Source organism: Siminovitchia thermophila, assembly GCF_016909185.1.
Classification (GTDB): Bacteria; Bacillota; Bacilli; order Bacillales; family Bacillaceae_C; genus Siminovitchia; species Siminovitchia thermophila.
Window position 1 is genome coordinate 181,029 of sequence record NZ_JAFBFH010000003.1, and the last position, 18,532, is coordinate 199,560.

General features: G+C 41.7%; 18 protein-coding genes. 4 read left to right on the forward strand and 14 right to left on the reverse strand.

Annotated elements, in window-relative coordinates:
• Positions 1-81: 81 nt before the first annotated feature.
• Genes JOC94_RS03525 through spoIIIAA form a run of 8 tightly spaced genes read right to left on the reverse strand, consistent with a single transcriptional unit; the run spans position 82 to position 5,156 of the window.
• Positions 82-609 (reverse strand): SpoIIIAH-like family protein, encoded by a 528-nt coding sequence (locus JOC94_RS03525; protein ID WP_077111350.1) that lies wholly within the window; start codon positions 607-609, stop codon positions 82-84.
• Entirely contained in the window at positions 610-1,266 is a 657-nt protein-coding gene (spoIIIAG, locus tag JOC94_RS03530; protein WP_077111351.1) for a stage III sporulation protein AG, read from the reverse strand.
• A gap of 3 nt (positions 1,267-1,269) precedes the next feature.
• Positions 1,270-1,878 (reverse strand): stage III sporulation protein AF, encoded by a 609-nt coding sequence (gene spoIIIAF, locus JOC94_RS03535; RefSeq protein ID WP_077111352.1) that lies wholly within the window; start codon positions 1,876-1,878, stop codon positions 1,270-1,272.
• A gap of 13 nt (positions 1,879-1,891) precedes the next feature.
• Positions 1,892-3,079 carry a stage III sporulation protein AE gene (gene spoIIIAE / locus JOC94_RS03540; RefSeq protein ID WP_205178654.1) on the reverse strand — a complete coding sequence of 396 codons (1,188 nt, stop codon included), beginning with the start codon at positions 3,077-3,079 and terminating at the stop codon, positions 1,892-1,894.
• A 27-nt stretch (positions 3,080-3,106) separates the two neighbouring features.
• Complete coding sequence (spoIIIAD, locus tag JOC94_RS03545; protein WP_077111354.1) at positions 3,107-3,493, reverse strand: stage III sporulation protein AD; 387 nt, start codon at positions 3,491-3,493, stop codon at positions 3,107-3,109.
• 21 nt (positions 3,494-3,514) lie between these two features.
• Complete coding sequence (gene spoIIIAC / locus JOC94_RS03550) at positions 3,515-3,718, reverse strand: stage III sporulation protein AC (protein WP_057983258.1); 204 nt, start codon at positions 3,716-3,718, stop codon at positions 3,515-3,517.
• 15 nt (positions 3,719-3,733) lie between these two features.
• Positions 3,734-4,249: a stage III sporulation protein SpoIIIAB gene (gene spoIIIAB, locus JOC94_RS03555; protein ID WP_205178656.1), complete on the reverse strand. Its 516-nt coding sequence runs from the start codon at positions 4,247-4,249 to the stop codon at positions 3,734-3,736.
• Positions 4,242-5,156 (reverse strand): stage III sporulation protein AA, encoded by a 915-nt coding sequence (gene spoIIIAA / locus JOC94_RS03560; protein WP_205178658.1) that lies wholly within the window; start codon positions 5,154-5,156, stop codon positions 4,242-4,244. The genes spoIIIAB and spoIIIAA overlap by 8 nt, the downstream gene beginning before the upstream one ends.
• Positions 5,157-5,433: 277 nt before the next feature.
• Here spoIIIAA and JOC94_RS03565 point away from each other — a divergent pair, with 277 nt between their 5' ends.
• Positions 5,434-5,982, forward strand: a complete 549-nt coding sequence (locus tag JOC94_RS03565; protein ID WP_205178661.1) for a shikimate kinase — start codon at positions 5,434-5,436, stop codon at positions 5,980-5,982.
• A gap of 389 nt (positions 5,983-6,371) precedes the next feature.
• Here JOC94_RS03565 and aroD read toward each other — a convergent pair whose 3' ends face one another.
• From aroD to JOC94_RS03585, 4 genes are all read right to left on the reverse strand, one after another.
• Entirely contained in the window at positions 6,372-7,124 is a 753-nt protein-coding gene (gene aroD, locus JOC94_RS03570) for a type I 3-dehydroquinate dehydratase (RefSeq protein ID WP_077111358.1), read from the reverse strand.
• Between the two features lie 559 nt (positions 7,125-7,683).
• Positions 7,684-8,241, reverse strand: a complete 558-nt coding sequence (gene efp / locus JOC94_RS03575) for an elongation factor P (RefSeq protein ID WP_077111360.1) — start codon at positions 8,239-8,241, stop codon at positions 7,684-7,686.
• A gap of 21 nt (positions 8,242-8,262) precedes the next feature.
• On the reverse strand, positions 8,263-9,324 hold the full coding sequence (locus tag JOC94_RS03580; protein WP_077111361.1) for a M24 family metallopeptidase: 1,062 nt from the start codon (positions 9,322-9,324) through the stop codon (positions 8,263-8,265).
• Between the two features lie 106 nt (positions 9,325-9,430).
• Positions 9,431-9,913 carry a YqhR family membrane protein gene (locus JOC94_RS03585; protein ID WP_077111363.1) on the reverse strand — a complete coding sequence of 161 codons (483 nt, stop codon included), beginning with the start codon at positions 9,911-9,913 and terminating at the stop codon, positions 9,431-9,433.
• Positions 9,914-10,482: 569 nt separating this feature from the next.
• Here JOC94_RS03585 and JOC94_RS03590 point away from each other — a divergent pair.
• Positions 10,483-10,836 (forward strand): SA1362 family protein, encoded by a 354-nt coding sequence (locus JOC94_RS03590; protein ID WP_083717470.1) that lies wholly within the window; start codon positions 10,483-10,485, stop codon positions 10,834-10,836.
• Positions 10,837-10,857: 21 nt separating this feature from the next.
• On the opposite strand, the gene JOC94_RS03595 is transcribed toward JOC94_RS03590, so the two are convergent.
• Together JOC94_RS03595 and JOC94_RS03600 are read right to left on the reverse strand one after the other, a co-directional pair.
• Positions 10,858-11,742: a patatin-like phospholipase family protein gene (locus JOC94_RS03595; RefSeq protein WP_077111397.1), complete on the reverse strand. Its 885-nt coding sequence runs from the start codon at positions 11,740-11,742 to the stop codon at positions 10,858-10,860.
• A 248-nt stretch (positions 11,743-11,990) separates the two neighbouring features.
• A complete protein-coding gene (locus tag JOC94_RS03600) occupies positions 11,991-14,546 on the reverse strand; it encodes a vitamin B12-dependent ribonucleotide reductase (protein WP_077111367.1) in 2,556 nt (851 codons plus the stop codon).
• A gap of 364 nt (positions 14,547-14,910) precedes the next feature.
• On the opposite strand from JOC94_RS03600, the gene JOC94_RS03605 reads away from it, so the two are divergent.
• Both JOC94_RS03605 and nhaC read left to right on the forward strand, forming a co-directional pair.
• On the forward strand, positions 14,911-15,294 hold the full coding sequence (locus JOC94_RS03605; protein WP_408021898.1) for a rhodanese-like domain-containing protein: 384 nt from the start codon (positions 14,911-14,913) through the stop codon (positions 15,292-15,294).
• 982 nt (positions 15,295-16,276) lie between these two features.
• Positions 16,277-17,716, forward strand: coding sequence for a Na+/H+ antiporter NhaC (nhaC, locus tag JOC94_RS03610; protein WP_205178663.1), 1,440 nt, complete (start codon positions 16,277-16,279; stop codon positions 17,714-17,716).
• Positions 17,717-18,532 lie beyond the last annotated feature (816 nt).

Genomic DNA, 18,532 nt, shown 5'->3' on the forward strand with positions numbered 1-18,532 from the left:
AGCCGCGAACTTTTTACTGCGACGAACCAATATGTATGGAAAATAAAAAGACGGACAGGATTGATTCCCTCCGTCTTTCTATCATTTCGTCTGAAATTCTACTGTGGCCACCGTGTTCGTTCCGAGCTCTTCTCTGACCATTTGTAAAATGCGGGCCGCATCGGCTCGGGAATGTTCTTTCGCTTTTACAGTAATTAAAAATTGATCATTTTCTGCTCTGACTAAAGCATCTTCATAACCAAGTGTCTTGATTAAGCTTTCCAAGGTTTTCTCTTTTGTATCAAGTGCGGTCAGCTCGTTCATTTTTGTCACCAGCTCATTTTTCTCATCTGCAGATAAATCAGGGGATGCCACCTTGTTTGTCAAGTCGGCTATTTCTTTGCCTCTTTTATCCTGGATGTCAAGCCGGACGGCTTCAAATGCTTCATCCCCCGCCGCTTCAGTAAGTACTTTCATGTCTTGTTTACTCGCTTCCCCTTTTTCCTCGGTGCTATTTTTAGTGGCGGCGATATCTTCCTTTGCCGGATCGGATGTTACATAATAAACAGACAATACCACTACAAGGCTCAGCATCGTCAACAACCAAACTGTTTGTTTTTTCAACAACATTTACGAATCCCCCTTTGACTTTTTCGGCATGACAGCCACTTTATGGCTTGGGACATCCAGTCCCCTTGTTACCGCCTCTACAATCCATTTTTTCACTTGCAACTTTTCAGCTCCTCCCGCCACAATCAAAACGCCCTTAATCTCAGGCTTTTTCGTCTCCGAAATAAGTGGCACTTCTTTATCACCTTCCCGAATGAGGACAAGTTCGTCTTCGGTTGACTGGTCTTCTACTTTCCTTGTTCCTCCCTCTTTATCTTCCTCTACTGTTGTTTGATTTTTCAGTGTCATGTTTTTTTCATAGACATTTTTCTTTGTAGCTTCTATATTGACAAAGACCATGACGTCATGGACTCCGACAATCTCGTTCAACACTTCCTTCATTTCGTCTTCATACTGTTTTTCCAGTAATTTGATTGTCTCCTCGGCATCTTTAGTGGAGCCGAAAGTTTCTGTATATTTCTCATTTGCTTCTTCCTCTTTTAACACGGCTGCCGGCTCATGATTTTTATCAGGTTTTGCGAGATCAGAAATAATCATCAGCGCCACACCGGCCAGAATCAGTATGGCCGCATAATAAAACTTATTATTTTTGTTACGGCCATCTTTTTTATTTCCGTCAAATATGTTTTTCAACCAATCAAGAGGACCGTTTTTCATAAATTATTGGTTCCTCCCCTCGCCTGCAACTTCTATTTTTTCCGCTGGTACATCCCAATACTGTGACAGCATGGCTATCATGTCTTCTGCTGATTCCGGAAGCCGGTCTGTCGACTGTTGTTCGAGGTCAACCGTTACTTCCTGTACCTTTTTGATTTCTCCCGTCTTTGTTTCCGGTTCCAGGTGAACCGTAATTTTTTGGATGTTTTCTGGCATGTCTTCCGCGCCGGGTTTGCTTTTAATATTGATGTTCGTTATGACCATTCCATATCGGTTGATCATCTCCTTCTCTACTAATTCTTTCATTTGGACAGCCATTTGCTTTAATATATATGCATCGTTTGATGATTCTATTTCTTTTTTTTTCTCTTCTGTTTTTTCTTGAAGAATGGCCCCGGTTTCATCATGAGGATCAAAAAAGGCGGCAATGAGGTCTTCCACATCAGCAGAAAATAGTTTGAAAACAGGAGTTATGACGATCGTTATAAGCAACAGCCCGGTTACGAGCTTGACATATTTCCTCATGCTCGAGTCAGGCAGAAGCATATCGACGATCATAGCAAGCATGATAAAAATGACGATATTGGTGATCCACTCTGTTAAAAATGCCAATGCCGCCCCTCCTCTACCGGATAAACATTGTAATGTTGCCGGAAGTGATAACGATGGTGATGCCCAAAAAAAACATGAAGGAGATGATTGCCAGAGAGGCAAACACGTACAACATGCTTTTGCTGATTGCGTCAAGGCATGAGATTACTGGCCCGTTGCTAATTGGCTGCAGCAACGCCGCGGCCAATTTATATATAAAGACAATCATTAAAATTTTGACTGCCGGAAATGCCGCTATGATCAAAACAATGGCCACTCCGGCAAGACCCACGGCATTTTTTAATAGCAGGCTTGCTGTTAATACAGTGTCGGCTGCATCTGTAAACATCCTGCCCACAACCGGTATAAAGTTCCCTGTTACAAATTTTGCCGTCCTGATCGCGACCCCGTCTGCAACCGCTGAAGCTGTTCCTTGCAGGGAAATAACCCCAAGCAGTACAGTCATAAAAATTCCAAGGAGACCGATGCTGATTTTTTTTAACAATCCCGCCAGTTGTGTAACTTTATATTGCTCATTCAGCGAACTGGCAATCTGCAGAATTAACGCCAACAATAAAAGCGGGAGAACGATATTTTTGACAAGCAAGCCGCTTGTATTGATTAAAAAAACCAATAATGGATGAAATAAAGCAGATGAAGTGACGCCTCCAGACGAAGCAATTAAACCAAGAACAAGTGGAATCAGCGCAAAAATAAATTGAGTCATGGAATCTATCGCCCCAATGGCATAATCGACTGCCACCCGGAAGCTGTTCAAGGCCAATATGATGAGCACCATGAAAATAACAGAGTAGGCGACTTTTGATACAGCACTTTTTTCAAATGCGTGGTGAAGCGATTGGAGAAACGCGCTAAAAATCGTTAACAATAACAATGTCCCAAGCAGCTTCCCATTCATCGTCAGCTCTTGAAACGCAAATGCAACTATCCCCGTGAACCACCCTTTGATCGAAAAGGACTTGTCCCCCTGCAAAAACTCGATAAGGGTTCCCCTCTGGCTTTCGGGCAAATATCCGCCATATTCGTCCATAATCTGTTCCCAGTGGCTTTTCAAATCATCTAGCCCAAGTGTCTCCATTTGTTCTTTTACGATATTTGATAATATATCGTTGCTTTCTGGATCCTCGTCTTGGGCCTGGGAAACGGCTGGTCCCGAAAATAAAAAAATGCAAAAGAAAGAAATCAGTAGTGTTCGCCGCATCCTTTTCACCCCGATTGGAACAGATTTTTATCTGACTGGCAATAAGTTGATCACAGTGTCTATTAATACAGTCAAAATGGGTACGGCCATCGCCAATATGAGGATTTTTCCGGCAAGTTCCACCTTCGCTGCCATGGCTCCCATTCCGGCGTCCTTGCTAATATGGGCGGCAAATTCGGCTAAATACGCAATGCCGATAATTTTTAAGATTGTTTTGACATAAACGGTATTGACGTTTGCGCTGGCAGCCAAATGTTCAATCAGCATAATAATGTTGTAGATTTGGTCTGCCAAATATAAAAAGATAGAACAGCCCGTAAACAGGATCAGCAGAAAAGCGAAAGTGGGCTTCTGTTCTTTAATAATCAAGGCAAGAAAAGTAGCAATCAGGGCGAGGCCAGCTATTTGCAGCATTGCGATGGCTTTCCCCTCCCATCATTGAAATAAAAACACTGATCTTATTTTTTGAAAAAGCCCGTCAACAATCGTTACAACCATAAACAAAATGTAGATGAAACCGAATAAGGTCACCCATTGCGCATACTCCTTTTTCCCTACCTGATCCAGAATGGTGTGCAGAAAAGCAACGACAATGCCAACGCCCGCTATTTTAAAAATAACATCCACCTCAATGCCCATTACATCTCCTCCCACTTACAAAAGCAAAATAATGAATAGCAGGCCCGACAAAAAACCGAGACTCTTCATTAATTTTTCATATTGCTTTTGTTTTTCACGAGCATCCGACTCTTCCCTTTCCAGATGGGTCAGAGTAAGAAGTATATGTTTTTGCTGAGTAAACCGGTCATGTTTTCCGAGATTTTCCCCAAATTGGACGAGTATTTCATATTCACTTTGTTTCAGGTCTGTTTGGTCCCATATTTTATCCAAGCTTTCCCGCCAGGCGTTTTTTACCATAACCTCAGGTTCTTTCAATTGATCGGAAAAGGTTGTAAAGAAAGTGCCGATAGGGTGGGGGAGCTGCGCTCCCAGTTTTCTGCTCGCTTCCAGAAGCGGCGTATGATTGTACATGATCTCCGCATCAAGTGCTTGCAAAGATTCCCTGACCATCCGGAGCTGCTTCGTGCGCCTGATAAAATGATTGGAAGATTCAATCCCCACCCAAGTTGTCGCACATATAATGAGCACTGCCCCGATCAGTTTAAACATGGACTCCCACTGCCTGTCCATGCATGTCTTTGATTGAATACACCTTGCCGGGATCACCTTTGGAAGATAACTCAAGAAATCTTTCAAACACTTGTTGATCAATAATTTCTTTTAATAGCGGTCTTTTTGTTATATCTTCCAAGTTATTGCCATGCGTCGTCATCATTAAAGTAATACCGGCATTCACAGCTTCCATGATGGCTGTTTTATCCTCCTGTCTGCCAATTTCATCCACGATCAAAACATCGGGACTGAGCGACCTGATCATCATCATCATTCCTTCAGCTTTTGGACAGGCATCCAGCACATCAATTCGGGGGCCAAACTGAAGCTGGGGTACTCCCTGTAAACACCCTGCAATTTCCGACCTTTCATCCACGACCCCCGCCTTCATCGCCCGTATCCCCTTTTCAGGACACCCTTCAGATATGATCCGGGCAATATCTCTCAATAAAGTCGTTTTTCCCGATTGCGGAGGCCCGATAATCATCGTATGCTTCCAATTTCCATCAAATAAAAAAGGGAGCAACGGATTTGCAGAACCGATTTTTTCTCGCGCTATTCGAATGTTAAAGGAAGACAGATGTCTCAAGGCTTTTACGTGTCCGCTTTCCAAAATGGTTTTCCCGGCAAGCCCGATCCGGTGTCCGCCTTCAATGGTGACATATCCTCTTTTGAGCTCTTCATCCAATGTATAAAAAGAGTGATTAGCCAGTTTGCTGATGAGTTGTTCCGCATCACTCTTGGTAAATAGATATGGGAGAAAATGAGGGATTCCCCTGGATGAAACTTCAATAGGCCGATTCACTCTTAACCGAATTTCTTCCGTTTCTTCCAAAATACTTTTGGAAAGCCCTTGTAATAAATCTTTCATATGGGTCGGCAAAACACGAAATATGGCATCCATCCCAATCCTCCTTCTCCGCCTTTCGCTACTAATATGTATTCGCCCAAGCAGTGAATAGAACACTGGACAATAATTAATCGTCAAAAAAGCTCCCATTTTTTTATAGCATGGGAGCTTTTTTGTGTATGGATTATAAATATGATTCTTTCGGAAATGCTGTTTAAAGTTCTCTTCCGCTCAGGAATTTTTTATATATTCGACTATGTGGATTGGAGACGTTCGCGATCATTCCTGATATAATACATTTTTAACAACAAATTGAAAAGAGTGTTTAATCGTGATAAATAGAGATATGGATATAAGGGAAAAAAGCATCGTATTGATTGGTTTTATGGGTGTTGGAAAAACAACCGTTGGGCAGCTACTTGCCCAAAAGCTAAACAGGAGCTTAGTTGATATTGACCAGGTGATTGAAAACGACTTCGGCATGCCCACGACTGAAATCTTCAACAAATACGGAGAATCAACATTTCGAAAATATGAAAAAGAAACTGTCATTTCTTATTGCAAACAAAAATGGAAAATCATCTCGGTCGGAGGAGGCGCTTTTTTAAATGAGGAGGTCAGGAAAGCGTGCCTATCAAACTGCCTTGTTGTTTATCTTGATATACCGTGGGAAGAGTGGAAAAAAAGGTTGCACATGCTGATTGACTCCCGGCCTGTATTACAAGGTCGCACCTTAGACGAAATACGAAAGCTTTTTGACGAACGCCAAAAAATTTACGCGACACACCACTTAAAAGTAACAATAGATGCTAAATCAGCCGCAGAAGTGGCGGATGATATCGTTGATTGTTTGCAATCGGCTTGGAAAATTCATCCATGATTTGGAATTCGACTGGAATTCGTGTGCTTATCATGCCTTAAAATCAAAACTATTTGACATCGTACGCTTGCCCAACAATAAAAAGCGAAGGGCTGGGCCATAACTAAACATGCTGATGGACATAAGTTGAAAGCTGATTGATATTCGTAAAAATGTGAGAATAAAACCGCGTGAAATCAAGGTTTTGAAACTTGATTCCATGCGGTTTGTTTCATTTTTACAGGGTTTTGTCCCGGTCCCTTATTTTTGTGTTGTCCTTTTCTCCTTCCTGATGGAAACATGAAGCTGCCTTCACCTTGGCCAATATACAGGGTTGCAAACGGGCAATCCATTTATCGACTGCCAAAACTATTTTTACTCAAGCTAAGAACTCCAAATGGGTTAGATTGTTATTGATAACCCATTGACTCTTTCATTTTTGTGATCATTTGCTGTAAACGCTCAATTGGAACCTGGCCGGGAGCGGAGTTGTGAACGCCCAATCCAAAAGTGAGAACGGATCCGTACACCCATCCAATTACTCTGCTGAGTGCCCCCAGGCCGCCCATAGACATGGTTATAACCGGAATGGTTAATACATCGTCAGCATCTTTCGTCGCTTGTAAAAGTCTCAGGACGTCATCTTTATTGTTCGGCATAACCGCCGCTTTTGCCATGTCGGCTCCGTAAAATTCACATAAAAAGAGCTTTTTGATGATTTCTTGATTACCCGGAGTGCAGTCGAAATTATGGTAAGATAGTATAAGCTTTTTGTTGTTGTCTTTGGTCTGTTTTCTTATTTTCTGTATGAATGCAGGTTTATTAGACACTTCATAGTCAATGATATCAACATTCCGGCTTTTACTTACTTGGCATAGCAAAGCCACTTTGTCATGTTCAGATAACGGAATGGGTTCTCCCCCCTCTTTCTCTGAACGGATCGTAAACAAGATGGGAAGACCCGCCTTGAATTTAATTTCTTTCAATAAGGAGATGACATATTCAGTGTCATGAATATTTGTCAGAAAATCTGCCCTCCATTCAATTAAATCAGGATTTTTGGGAATGATTTTTTCAAGTTCTTCCATAATGTCGTCCCTATTACGTCCAACCAGAGGCGTACATATATAGGGGATATCTTTTCCTTGGAATAACGAGTTCAACGTAAGACCACCTCTATGATTCTATGTTCTGCAAGAATACATCAATTATATACCTTTTCCTCTGAAATTCCTCCCCAAATTTATTTCATGCACGAATGAACTTTCGTCTGCAGGTAGGATGACCTTTGAATGGTTATCAGATATAAGCGAGTAAAGAGGATTTATAGCGGTGTAAGCGATTTTCTCCATGAGGGCTCCTACTAAATGTTAGTTGAACCAATCGGGCATTTAGGTGCCGTTTTCTTCCACTTAGACCTTTTGTATTCACCCAAGATTTTGAAGTGGGAGCTTACGGCACCTTACATGCGGGATAAATGGTCCCAGTGTATCATACGCAAGCTTTTAACGTCGTCAAAATAGGTAGACTCCTGCGGGAATAGCTCGAGCTGAAGATCCCGCAGGAAAGCGACCTTTGCTTTCCGAGGAAGCTGAAAAGACCTGCGGAAAGCGAAATATGTTGACGTAGCCATGATAGGGATTTTTTCACACAAATAAACCGAACAATTATAAATGAATTGTTCGGTCGTATTTGCTTATGTCCCAGTCTCTTTGTGAAAATTTATGCCCTGGAAACATATGACCCATCTGAAGTATTAATGACTAACGTATCCCCTTCATTGATAAAAAACGGAACTTGAACAACGAGCCCGGTTTCAAGTGTTGCCGGTTTTGATCCCCCTGAAGCAGTATCGCCTTTAATGCCGGGTTCAGTGGAAACAACTTTTAATTGTACAGTATTTGGCAAATCGACTCCGAGTGTTTCCCCGTTATACATGATGATGTGAACTTCCATATTTTCAAGCAGAAAATTTAATTCATGCTCGATTTGATCAGCCGATAATTCAATTTGTTCATATGTTTCCTGGTCCATAAATACATGCTGATCCCCGCTTGCATACAAGTATTGCATCGCTTTATTATCAATTTGGGCCCGGTTGACTTTTTCCCCGGCTCGAAACGTCTTTTCAGCAATTGCGCCTGTCCGTAAATTTCTTAATTTGGAACGGACAAAGGCAGCACCTTTCCCCGGCTTAACATGCTGAAATTCCAAGACGCGCCAAACTCCCCCATCTACTTCAATTGTCAAGCCTGTTCGAAAGTCGTTTACTGAAATCATATGTCTTCCTCCTGATACATGTTATAAAATGATTAATTCTTTAGGTGAATGTGTTAATGTTTCATTCCCGTATTGAGTCATGACTATGTCATCCTCAATACGGACCCCGCCAATTTCCGGCAAGTAGATGCCTGGCTCAACCGTTACTACCATCCCGGGAACTAGTGTCGTCTCAGACCTGCTCCCCAAACCAGGCCCTTCATGCACTTCAAGGCCAATACCGTGGCCGAGCGAGTGCCCAAAATTGTCTCCATATCCTTTTTCACGTATGTAATCACGGGCAATCGCATCGGCATCCCGTCCTGTCATGCCAGGTTTGATTTGATCCACGGCCTGAACTTGGGCTTCCAGCACAATCTCATATATCTCCGTTAATTTTTCAGACGGATTTCCGACTGCAACTGTGCGGGTAATGTCGGAAACATACCCTTGATACAATGCGCCGAAATCCAACGTGACGAAATCTCCGCTCTCAATCAATTTGTCGCTTGCCACTCCATGCGGCAAGGCGGATCGTTTGCCTGAGGCGACAATAATATCAAATGACGATGAAGCAGCCCCATTTTTTCGCATGAAAAATTCCAGCTCATTGGCTATATCCAACTCTGCCACGCCTGGTTTCATGTAGTTAAGAATATGAGTAAAAGCATTGTCCGCAATTTTTGCGGCTTCTTTGATCGTATTGATTTCCTCTTCAGATTTGACCATGCGGAGTTGTTCAATCATGTTAGATACAGGAACCGTCTCAGCCTCTATTGATTGATCAAGCTTTTCCCACGTTGAATAAGTAATATGGTCCTTTTCAAAGCCGAGCTTTCCGATTTTCGACTCATTTACGATATTGGCTACTTCCTCAATAAGCGATCTGTTGTGCTGGATAATGTCGTACCCGCTTGTCTCAGATTTTGCCTGTTCTACGTAACGAAAGTCTGTAATAAAATAGGCACTGTCTGAAAGTATTAACGCGGCACCGGCCGAACCGGTAAAATTTGTCACGTATCGGCGATTATATGTACTCATGATGAGTATGCCGTCAATTCCATACTGCGGTAATAATTGCTGTACTTTTTTTACTCTTGCCATCCCGATCTCTCCCGTCCCGATTTTTTGGAATGGATCTTTTATGAAGTCTCGTCTCACCTATTCAGCATGTGATCAGTTTAACATATAAATCCAGAAAAAACATTGTTCAAGAATGTCCCTTTAGTTTTTTTACATAAATCGATTCTTCGTACTCATAGGAGATCGAATAACCGATGAAAACCCCATATAAAAGAAAGGAGGTCAGTCCAGTCAAAACCGTATTTAACTCATATGTTATGAGTAACTTTGCATTTGGATATAACGGATGCAGTACAAAAAAAACGACGACAAACAGTACTGCGCCATATAAAATTCCCCATGCAAATGATTTCTTTTTTCTCAATAAAGCATAATAAATAAGCGCGGGAACAATGGAGATGAGCCCATACACCATAGAAACAATGATAATCTCTGCCCAGTTGCTTTTCCATCCTCCGGCTACGGGAGTCAAAATGATGTTTGGACGAATTTCCGTAAAGTTCAAATAATATAAGGCGTAACCCATTAAACATCCGAATATGCCGGCCGTCAATCCTGTCACAATCGCCAATGTCAAAAGGGATATATTATAATACGTTTCGTTTTCCATAAAAACACCTCCACTACTATCATGTCCTGACTTTTCAATTCTTTTCACGCGGATCATTTATCTGGTTATATTTTCTTTTATTTAGTAAAATATATGTAAAGAACAAAGTTGTCACGCCTCACTTTTCTTAATAGAAATGTCACAATCTGCCAGCATCGTTACTTTTACGGAAACATAAAACAACAATAGATATGCGTCGTCAATTTTGTAACCATAACGCCCCTGAATTCGTAAGGCTCACAGGCTTTTAATCCTTGCTCTCCGAATTCCCGCGGGCTGAACAGATCACCCTGAACATCCGCACCGGAAAAGAATTGATACAAGCAATCCTGCAGGAACTCTCAGTTTTACCATAAACTAGGTCATTGATGTAAGTTTTCACCATTTACCCTTGGCGTTTTTTTAAAAATGTCGGGATTTTGTCAAATAAACATCTCGGTCCTTCGTTTAAAGATTTGCCGATGTGGAAAAGAAAAGTGAGATAAGTATGAGTGTAAATTGTTGTTCATTATGTATAAATGCATTGCTTTTTGGGAAAGATGTCCATTACTCCCAAGGAGGTGGCGCTCTTGAATGTACGGAATTGGATTATAGGAGGAATCTTTCTCTTGGCTGTCGTGGGTCTCGGTTCCTATTTATTCACCAACCCGGCAGGTCTGTTTAGGCAACTGTTCATTATCGCGATTACGGTTGCTATTGTTTTGCTGATCTTTCGGCTTGTGAGCAATCGGTTACCGAGCCGCAGAGAAAGAAATGCATTTGCCAAAGCGGCAAGGCAATCTAAATTACGGGCAAAACGGCGTAAAAGCCAAATGAAGGCAAAAAGCCATTTGCGAAACAGGCCGTTGCGTAGAAGATCTACTGCCCATTTAACCGTTATTGAAGGAAAGAAAAGCAAGAAAAAAGACAGAGCGATTTTTTAATCGACGCTGTCTGATGAATACTTAGTATACCCAAGATGTTAAAAACATCCTGGCTCGCTCGCGCCCTTTTTCAATAAGGGCTTCTTTTTTTTGGTTATCAATGGAAAATTCAATCGAAAACGTTTCGTTCATGGGGATAAAAATAATGTTTTTTTCATGTTTCCGGGAAATATATTTTGCATCGTGCGCATCTTTCATCGTAGTAAATAATGCTTCAACGAGCTGCAGCCCGTTTTGAATATTTCTTTCTGGCTGTTCTTCTGTATGATGGCTCAGTTTTACCCCGATGATCGGTCTTTTTGGTTTTTTCCCGTCCTTTTGAAACAGCCAAATGGGGAAATTGCTTAATAGGCCTCCATCCACGATCATATTGGTTCCGGATAATGAGCGGAGTTTAACGGGTTCAAAAAAATAAGGGATCGCACAGCTCATCCGAATGGCTCGTGCCACTGGAAACGTTTCTTTTGGAACCCCATATTTTCCCAAGTCATCCGGAAGGACAAGCAATCTGCCCGCTGATAGATCAGACGCAATGACCCGCAATGAATCAGGAGGCAAATCTTTAAACGTATAGACACCTTTGTGTGCAAGTTTTTTTCCGAGCCAGTCCTCCAATAAATCGCCCCGGTAAATACCCATTCGAAAGTAAAGTAACAGCCACTTGGCCATTTGAAAAGGCAAGAGAGTTTTTCTGCGATCAAGGAATATTTTCATATCTACACTTTTCATCAAATCAATCATTTCCTTGCTGGAATAGCCGGCTGCCGCTAATGCGGAAATCACCGCTCCCGCACTTGTTCCTGCAAGCCGCTTGAATGTGAATCCCCTCTCCTCCAATATTTCAAGTGCCCCAAGCAAAGCAAAACCCTTTATGCCCCCTCCCGAAAACACCCCGTCAATTTCCATTGTTTTGCCCGCCTTTCTCAATGCTGTTTATCCGCCTTAACTGAAGCCGCCCACTTCAACAAGGAGATCAGCCGCTGTAAAAGCCCGATGGTTCAACTAACAACCAGTGCGAAAAGCCCCATAAGTCTCACTTATATTGATATATGTTTGATAAAACGGGAATTAGAACAAATTGTTGGAATGTTGGAAACTGATGACAATCCCTAAAAAAAACTGACCCGAATAAACGGGTCAGCCGACTATGTTGGTTATAGTCCACATTTTAACTGAGCGTTGCAATTATCACAAGTATTGCATCCGCCGATCTCTTTTACCTGTCCTTTGCGGCAGACTGGACATGTATTCCCCAATTCGGAGCCGATCGTCACACTCGTCGAACGGACATCTTGAATGGTATCAACTAATACGACAGGGCGTTCCGGCTGCTCGGTTTCCTGCTTTTCCTCAAAGCTGTTATCCTCTGCTTTTAATGTGAGCACCTGTGAATCACGGCTGCCATCAACATATACGGTACCACCTTTGGCTCCGCCTTTATACAACCGCTCGTACACTTTTTCGACCTGCTCGACGGTATATCCTTTCGGCGCATTGACCGTTTTGGATATGGAGCTGTCAATCCAACGCTGGATGATGCACTGTACATCCGCATGAGCTTCAGGGGAAAGATCCATTGCCGTAATAAACCAATGCGGCAATTTGTCCTTATCTGCTTCCGGATGCTCCCTCAGATACTCTTCCACAATGTCGGCCTTCACTTCAATGAATTTTCCGAGGCGGCCGCTGCGGTAATACGTAAAGGAGAAGTATGGTTCAAGCCCTGTTGAGCAGCCAATCATTGTTCCGGTGGAGCCAGTTGGAGCTACAGTCAGAAGGTGCGAGTTGCGAATGCCGTGCTCTTTGATCGATTCACGAATTTCTTCTGGCATTCCCTTCATAAAGCCGGTGTTGGTAAATGCCTCGCGAAGCTTGGCTGTCTCCGCCTCTGTTTCTCCTCTTAAAAACGGGAAGCTGCCCTTTTCTTTTGCCAATTCAATAGACTCTTCATAGGCGGTTGTTGCAATGACTTCAAACACTTGATCTACAAGCTCATTTCCTTCCTTGGAGCCATATTCCTTTTCACAATAAATGAGCAAATCTGCTAATCCCATGACACCAAGACCGATCCGGCGCTCGCCAAGTGCCTGTTTTTTATTCTCTTCCAAGAAGTATGGTGTTGCATCAATTACGTTATCCTGCATTCTCACGCCGACTTTTACTGTTTGTCTTAATTTTTCAAAGTCGACTTCCTTTTTCTTTTTATCAGCCATTTGCGCTAGGTTCACAGCCGCCAAATTACATACGGAGTAAGGAGCCAATGGCTGCTCACCGCAAGGATTGGTCGCTACCACTTTTTGTCCGTATGCTTGCGCATTCGTCATTTCGTTTGCATTGTCAATAAAGAAAATGCCTGGTTCCGCAGAATACGTCGCACAAATATTGATAAGGTTCCACAGTTCGCGGGCTTTCATTTTACGGTAAACACGCACTTTGTGGCCAAGTCTTTTCCACTCGCGAACATCTCCCACCTTGTGCCACTGTTCATTGTAAATGGTCATTTCTTCCTCTTCGTAATTCTCGACATCTGGGAAACAAAGTTCATATTCGGTGTCCTTTTCTACAGCTTCCATAAACTCCTTTGTAATACATACCGAAATATTGGCTCCTGTTAAAAATTCAGGATTATGAACTGAATATGTTCCGCCTTCCCTTAATTTTTCTTCGGCGTTTTGGAATATTTCTTCGTTGAAACCGCCATGGCCGGGTATATTTCGATAGTTGAGGACACCTTGATACATAGCTTCCTCCGCTTGTGTAAGCGGGGTGAATTTCAATTTATCTTTTGCGTGCTTTTTGATGACCGGGTCCGTGGTGTTTTCAATTAAAAAGCGCAGAATACGCGGATTTTGCATTTTGGAGATGATAAATTCCACAATATCAGGATGCCAAGAGGCAAGCATGATCATTTGCGCGCCCCGACGAGATCCTCCCTGTTCGACGAGATGTGTCAGTTTGGCAATATCATCCAGCCAAGAAACAGAGCCGGAAGATTTTCCGTTTACTCCGCGAGCCAACGTATTGCGCGGTCTCAATGTCGATCCATTTGTTCCGACGCCCCCACCGCGGCTCATAATTTCCATTACTTGTTTTCTATGTTCGGAAATACCTTCGCGCGAATCAGCGACAAATGGCATCACATAACAGTTAAAATAAGTGACATCCGTACCGGAGCCCGCTCCATATAAGACTCGTCCGGCAGGGACGAAATGCAAATTAACCAGCTCTTCATAAAATTTTTCGAACCATTCTTGTCTTTTCTCTTCCGTTTTTTCGACGGAGGCAAGACCTGTTGCATTTCTTTTTGCAATTTGCTCGTAAAAAACTTCCAATGGTTTTTCTATAATATCAAGAGGACGGACAATGATGCCTGTTTCTCTCTCTACCTCATCCTCCAAGGCACTTCGGTACTCCTCTTCGACAATCACTTCGGCTGTCTTTTCTTCCCAATCAATGGATTGGATGAAGCCCAATCCCCTTGCCGGAAACTTCGGGTCTTCTTTAATCGTCAACACGACGAAGTCACCTTCACTCAAAGTGATTTTTTCGGTATCTTTATATGCATACCTGTCAATCATGACAAGTCTTGAGACCCCTTTGTGGGTAATTCGCATATCAGGTGTGATAGGATGAACATGCTTAAATAATTGAATGTCTTCATTAAGCCTTTCAATATTTAGATTCGGTTTTTTCGTAAATGCAACAGACATTTTGCCAACTCCTTCTCAAAAACATTTCGGGTAAGTTACCTTACTTATGTATCTGTCATAGATACGTTACCATATATTTATCCAGAAAATCAATCCTTAAACACAATATATTGATTTTATTTTGAAACAACTCTACTATATATTGTGTTTCGGAGCTAAACAATCGTCATTTGTCAAATTTAAAATTAAGAGATTCCGGGAGATAAAAGAAGAGATTAACCGATACCACAGCACAAATCGTTGATTTTCAACAAATTTAACATTTTACTTTTTGTTGGAGTGGAATAGAGGAAAAAACTTTGATTCATCGTCATTTGGAGAATATAATAGAGAATAGGGTTATTACTAGAAAGGGGCTATGGAGTTGGTACTTCTTTATACAACAATTGGCTTGTTGGTGGTAGTTATTGCTTTTTCTCTTTTTAACTATTTCCAACAAAAGAAAATATTAAAAACGCTGACGGAAGATGAATTTCGTGCCGGATACCGCAAAGCACAACTCATCGATGTGCGTGAACAGAAAGAATATGACGGCGGCCATATCCTTGGCGCGAGAAGTATTCCAATGTCTCAGTTAAAAATGAGAATGAAGGAAATTCGTCCGGATAAACCGGTCTACTTATATTGCCAAAGCGGGATGAGAAGTGGAAGGGCCGCCCAAATTCTTTACAAAAAAGGATACCGTCAGCTGTACCATCTGCAAGGCGGCTACAAAAATTGGACGGGAAAAATTAAAAAGAAATCATAAAACAAGCGCCCGGACAGCGGTATGCAATGAGCGGTATTAAAAAAACCGCCAGAATACTTATGGACATTGAGCAGGAGGGGGAATGGATCCCCCGGCCTCTTACATAACCGTACGTGAGTCTGCCTATCAACGTCTTTTATATCTTATAAAATAAAGGCGATGTTGCCAATCACAAAAAATAAAAGGTCTTCCCTCTTTATTCATACCCTCGCCTATCAAATTTATCAGGCTTCCATATCCTTAGGCAAGCAAATAAAACTTGCCATCTTTTTTACCAAAACCTCTTGTGAAAAACAAAGTGTCATTTTCATTATGGCGCAATCATTTTTACGTTCTAATAAAAAATAATCCTTATTCAATCATTTCTAAGAAACGAATTCTTATTCAAGAAAGCGGAGGGACTGGCCAAACAAAACTTCGGCAACAGATTGTGTAGCATTATTTTGCTAAAAGATAAGAATGGCGGGAATCGATTTGTAGGTATATTCACTATTCTTATCTATGGATAACGAGGCGGTTTTTCATGGGAAAATAACAGGAGGCAGATGATGGTACATGAGTTGGCCACAGCGATTTCGTACAGAAAACAAAGGAAACGGATCGTTCTTACACATACTTTTCCCGTTACGTCCCCTTTTTGCTGCATTCAATGATGAAACTTTTGAGATGTTGCCCTTGCTTTGTTAGGTCGAATTGACTTGTTTAATTCCATCGGGTCAAATGTGGGTTTACCTTGCAGAAAGTCGGTATAAAACGCATTTCAACTTTTCCTATCTAAAGCCATAGCAAACGAAGCGAGCCAGGTATTTCATTTTTATTAAACTGATCAACTAAGGTGTCCTATTTTTTTCAGAATTATAATAGAAACAACTGCGAAAGCGCAAAAAAATTTTGCGCTGAGCTTAAAAATTTTGCATTTATCAATTCACCTTTATATATTATTATAGTTTTGACGTTAAACTTAATTGAAAGGAGAAAATCCATGAAAGAAAACAAGCCAGAAATACATGTTCCTTTCTTTCTGGCTATCATACCGTTAATCGTGATGGTAGCCGTCATGGCAGTTACCATTATCAAGTTTGAAGGAAGTCCACATATTCCGCTTCTTGTGGGAACAGTTGTGTCCGCTTTCATCGCTTGGCGATTGGGTTATAAATGGGATGTTATCGAAGAAGGAGCATACAAAGGGATTCGACTGGCTCTGCCGGCCATTTTGATCATCATTACTATTGGAATGATTATCGGGGCATGGATTGGCGGTGGCATTATTGCAACCATGATTTATTATGGTCTGAAAATGATTACACCCTCATTATTTCTCGCTTCTATATGCGCAATCTGTGCGGTTGTCACGCTTGCCATCGGGAGTTCTTGGTCAACAATGGGGACGATCGGAGTTGCCGGAATGGGGATCGGAATCAGTATGGGCATCCCTGCACCGATGGTAGCCGGAGCGATTATTTCAGGATCCTATTTTGGTGATAAAATGTCACCGCTTTCAGATACGACTAATTTGGCAGCGGGGATTACGGGCACTGACTTATTCGATCATATTAAACATATGATTTACACTACAATCCCTGGACTGGCCATCGCCTTTATCGTCTACATCTTTTTAGGAAGGGGATTCTCTTCTTCCTCTATGGACGCCGGAGAAATCGGTCACATTTTAACTGCATTACAAGAGAATTTCGTCATTTCTCCTTGGCTGTTTCTCGTCCCAGTATTGGTCATTATCTTGGTGGCTAAAAAAATGCCAGCGCTTCCGGCCCTTTTTATTGGGGTTTTTATGGGGTGGATTTGTTATATTTTTGTACAAGACGGCTCAATTGCAGATGCTGTCAATACCCTTCAAGGCGGGTATTCAATTAAAACCGGAAACGCGATGGTGGATGAATTATTTAACCGTGGTGGCATCGATGATATGATGTACACTGTATCATTGACAATTGTAGCAATGACATTTGGCGGAGTAATGGAACAAACAGGCATGCTGAAATCAATTGTGGCTCAAATCCTGAAATTAGCTCGCACAGGTAAAAGCTTGATTGTTACAACCATTTTCTCGTCTTTCTTTACAAATGCAACAGCATCTGAACAATATATTTCTATCCTTTTGCCTGGAAGAATGTATTTAAAGGCATATAGAGATAAGAAACTTCATTCCAAAAACTTGTCGCGAGCGCTAGAAGATGGCGGAACCATCACTTCGGTCTTTGTACCATGGAATACATGTGGCGTGTTCATTTTTTCAACTCTTGCAGTCCACCCTGTTGATTATGCGCCATACGCGGTCATGAACTATGCTGTTCCAATCATTGCGATCTTGATGGCACTTTTCGGAATTAAGGTCGAGTACTTGTCAGAGACTAAAGTGAAAGAGTTGGAAATAAAAGAAGCCCAGAAAAATACGACAGCTTAACTACTCGTCATCGGCCCTATTTTTTTGACTCAAAAGGACTCTTTTCTTGGAAAAAATCGCGAACCACATCATTTTGAAGAACCTTATTAAAACTTGGTAATGGCGTATCAATTTGAACTGTCCCTTGTCACTAAGTAAACAGCGAAAATAATAAAAAACCTATAAGCGGTTTTAGTTCTATATATAAAGGGACTAAGGCCGTTTCATTTTTCTTGATATGCATCTACTTTATCGCTATGGACAGCTTTCAAAACTGTTCCCCAATAGCTCGTTACTCATACATATGCTTGATGTGTGTCTGTTCTCGGTATCAACGCAATATATGCACGGCGCTTTGGATAAGGGGAAGTTTTACCGTAGTGAATGTATCTTTCGCTTTGTCTACTCTGTTTGTTTTGGAATACCCTTAATGGATCATCACGCAAATCCAAAATCGCGCTTTAAAATTGGCTTTCTTCTTTGTCCAAACCATCTTGAAACTCAGGAACGTCCTTTCATTGTTTTACTGCTGTAAATTCCCGCTTTAAAATGTGATCCGTCACATGTGCATGAGTGTGTTTGGTTTTAGGAATCATTCTCGCCACTAGCTCTTTATGACCAAGGCTTTTTTAAATTCACGAGGGTCATTCGACGATAACCGTAAATACCTTTTCATGAAGGACGATCATTTCCTTGATTATTCCTTTATGTGTAAGTTCCTTTTGGAAGATGTTTGCTTTTTTATTTATCATAAGCAGAGTGGAGAGAAATGGGGTCGTTTTCCCCCTCATGCCCAAATATTTATCTTTGGTTAAAATCTGTATCTTTACAAGCTGT